Source organism: Psychrobacter sp. T6-1 (genome assembly GCF_052258445.1).
This window is the reverse complement of record NZ_JBQQFC010000304.1, coordinates 1-2841: the sequence shown is the minus strand read 5'-3', so window position 1 is coordinate 2841 and position 2841 is coordinate 1. Positions and strand designations below refer to the sequence as shown.

At 46.3% G+C, this 2841-nt stretch carries 2 protein-coding genes; both read right to left on the bottom strand.

From position 1 onward, the window contains the following. Nucleotides 1–2039: phenylalanine--tRNA ligase subunit beta (gene pheT / locus ACTXGO_RS12005; RefSeq protein ID WP_443574696.1), on the bottom strand; the 2039-nt coding region annotated here is incomplete at its 3' end. 94 nt (nt 2040–2133) lie between these two features. Beyond that, nucleotides 2134–2841 (bottom strand): phenylalanine--tRNA ligase subunit alpha (gene pheS / locus ACTXGO_RS12000; protein ID WP_443574694.1); only part of this gene is annotated, 708 nt, incomplete at its 5' end.

Sequence of the window (2841 nt, the reverse complement as noted above, 5' to 3'; positions counted from 1 at the left end):
GTATTGGGATGTATCTGGCCTATCCAGCCGATGTATTTATCATCGATATACAGCTTAGCGCTTTGTCCTGGATGCAAAAAGGATAGCTGACTGCGCTCATAGCGAATGCGCGCTTTGTCAATTTGCGCTGGTAATAACTGCTCAATATCGTATTTGATATCATAAAAGTCTAAAGCACGGTTTTGATACGCTTGCTCATCCCAAACATCACCTACAGCCACCAGGGCAATACTTGGCGTTTGAACCAAATCGCTAACACTTTGACCGACAAAACTTAAACCCGTCTCAAAAAAACGTACACGTGGCTGCTGACGATTGAGGTTATATTGCACACAAGGTAATAAGCTGGACAGCAAAGTACGGCGCATGACGGCTAAGTCGCTAGAGATCGGGTTAGCAAGAGCCAACACTTCTCCTAATGCTTCATCATCAAGCACCGCTTCTAATTTTGCATCACTAAAGCTAAAGCTAATCGCTTCCATGTAGCCATTATTAACGAGTGCCAGCTTCATCTCATGCGTAAGATCTGCGGTATCGTCATAATCCATACTCACTTGTAAGTGCGGCAAGACGCTTGGAATATTATCATAACCATAGATACGAGCGATCTCTTCGATTAAATCCTCGCGGATACTCATATCAAAACGATACGAGGGCGGCGTGCAGATTAGAGCATCTGCTTGCTGCTCTACCTCAAACCCTAATTGGGTCAGGATACGCACCATGACCGCAGGCTCAATCTCAATACCGATGACATCACGTACTTTATTAATTGGCAAAGAGATGGGCGCACGTGCTGGCAGGTTGTCGCTACTTTCTGCTTTTACGATGTGTCCTACTTGAGAGCCTGTGACACTGGTAATCAAATCAGTAGCACGTGCCAAAGCAAGCGCTGGCAATTCAAAATCGACACCGCGCTCAAAGCGTTGTGAGGCATCGGTATGCAAACCAAAACGGCGCGCGCGTGCAGCGATGGCTAATGGATTAAAAAAGGCACTTTCTAGGACAATATTGGTGGTGCTATCAGTAACAATGCTACGCTGACCGCCCATGATACCCGCGAGTGCAAGCGCGCCTTTATCATCCGCAATAAGCAGCTCATCACCGGTTAAAGTAATGGTTTGTTCATTGAGTAAGGTAATCGTCTCTTGTGGCTGTGCTAAACGTACCACAATATCGCCTTCTATCTTATCAGCATCAAACGCATGTAGCGGTTGACCGAGTTCCATCAATACATAATTGGTCACATCAACCAAGAAGTTATGCGAGCGTAATCCCGACTGTACGAGCGCATCAGTCATCCATTTCGGTGTATCGATGCTACGATCAATGTTACTAATTGATTGTAAGAGATAGCGTGGGCACGCCTCAACTGCGCTCACCGTTACGGCTGGCGTAGTATGATCAGTATCGTTATCCGTCAATGCGCTGTTGGCAGGAATCTCTGGCTGCTGCATAGGCAAGTCATTAATGACTGATATCTCGCGTGCAATACCACGTACGCTAAAGCAATCACCGCGGTTTGGCGTGATAGAGATATCGAAGATTTGATTGTCTAAACCTAAGTATTCACGGATATCCGTACCGACTGGCGCATCAGCTGGTAGCTCAAGCAAACCGTCAATATCGTCAACCAAATCAATTTCAGATGCACCGCATAGCATACCGTTAGAATCGACACCACGTAGGTTGCCATTTTTAATTTTAAAGCCTGCTTTACCATTACTGGCGTCATCGCTTGGCAGTATGGCACCAACGGTTGCGACAGGCGCTTTCATACCGACAGTGACATTGGGCGCACCGCAGACGATCTGTAGCGGCTTAGCACCGCCAATATTGACCTGCGTGACGCGCAATTTATCAGCATCAGGGTGTGGACGGATACTGATAACTTCGCCAACGACAACGCCTGAAAAAGCACGGGCAACCGCAAAACGATCATCAATCTCAAGCCCTGCCATAGTGAGTTGTTCGGCCAATTGCTCACTGCTATTGTTGGGGTTTACCCACTGACGTAGCCACTGTTCGCTAATTTTCATAAATATCTCGGATTGCAATTTATAATAAAGATTTTGAATTAAGGGTTGGCACATTACCTTGTTTTATAAACAAGGAGCACCTGTCATATCAACATTAGCCAAACTGTTTTAAAAAGCGTACATCGTTTTGGAAAAATAGGCGCAAATCATCGATGCCGTAATACAACATGGCAAAGCGCTCAATACCCATGCCAAAAGCAAAGCCAGTATATTTGTCGCTATCAATACCGCAGTTGGTCAGCACTTGTGGATGCACCATGCCGCAGCCCATAACTTCAAGCCATTTGCCATTATCATCTAAGATATCGACTTCAGCTGAAGGCTCAGTAAATGGGAAGAATGACGGACGAAAACGCACAGTCAATTCTTTAGCAAAAAATGCCTCTAAGAACTCACTAATCAAGCCTTTTAGCTCAGCGAAGGTACTTGACTCGGTGACCATAAGGCCTTCTAACTGATGGAACATCGGCGAGTGAGTTTGGTCTGAGTCATTGCGGTATACGCGGCCTGGGCAGATAATCCGAATCGGCGGCGCTGTCTGCTCCATCGTACGAATTTGCACCGGACTGGTATGCGTGCGTAATAGATAGTGCGCATCAAAATAAAACGTATCGTGCATGGCACGCGCTGGATGATGCGAGGGAATATTGAGTGCTTCAAAGTTATAATAATCGCTCTCAACTTCAGGGCCTGTAGCCACATTGAATCCCGCTTGTACAAAATACTGCTGCATACGCTGAGTAATCATCGTCACCGGATGCAGATGGCCTTTTTGAGCGCCGCGAGCTGGCAAAGTGATATC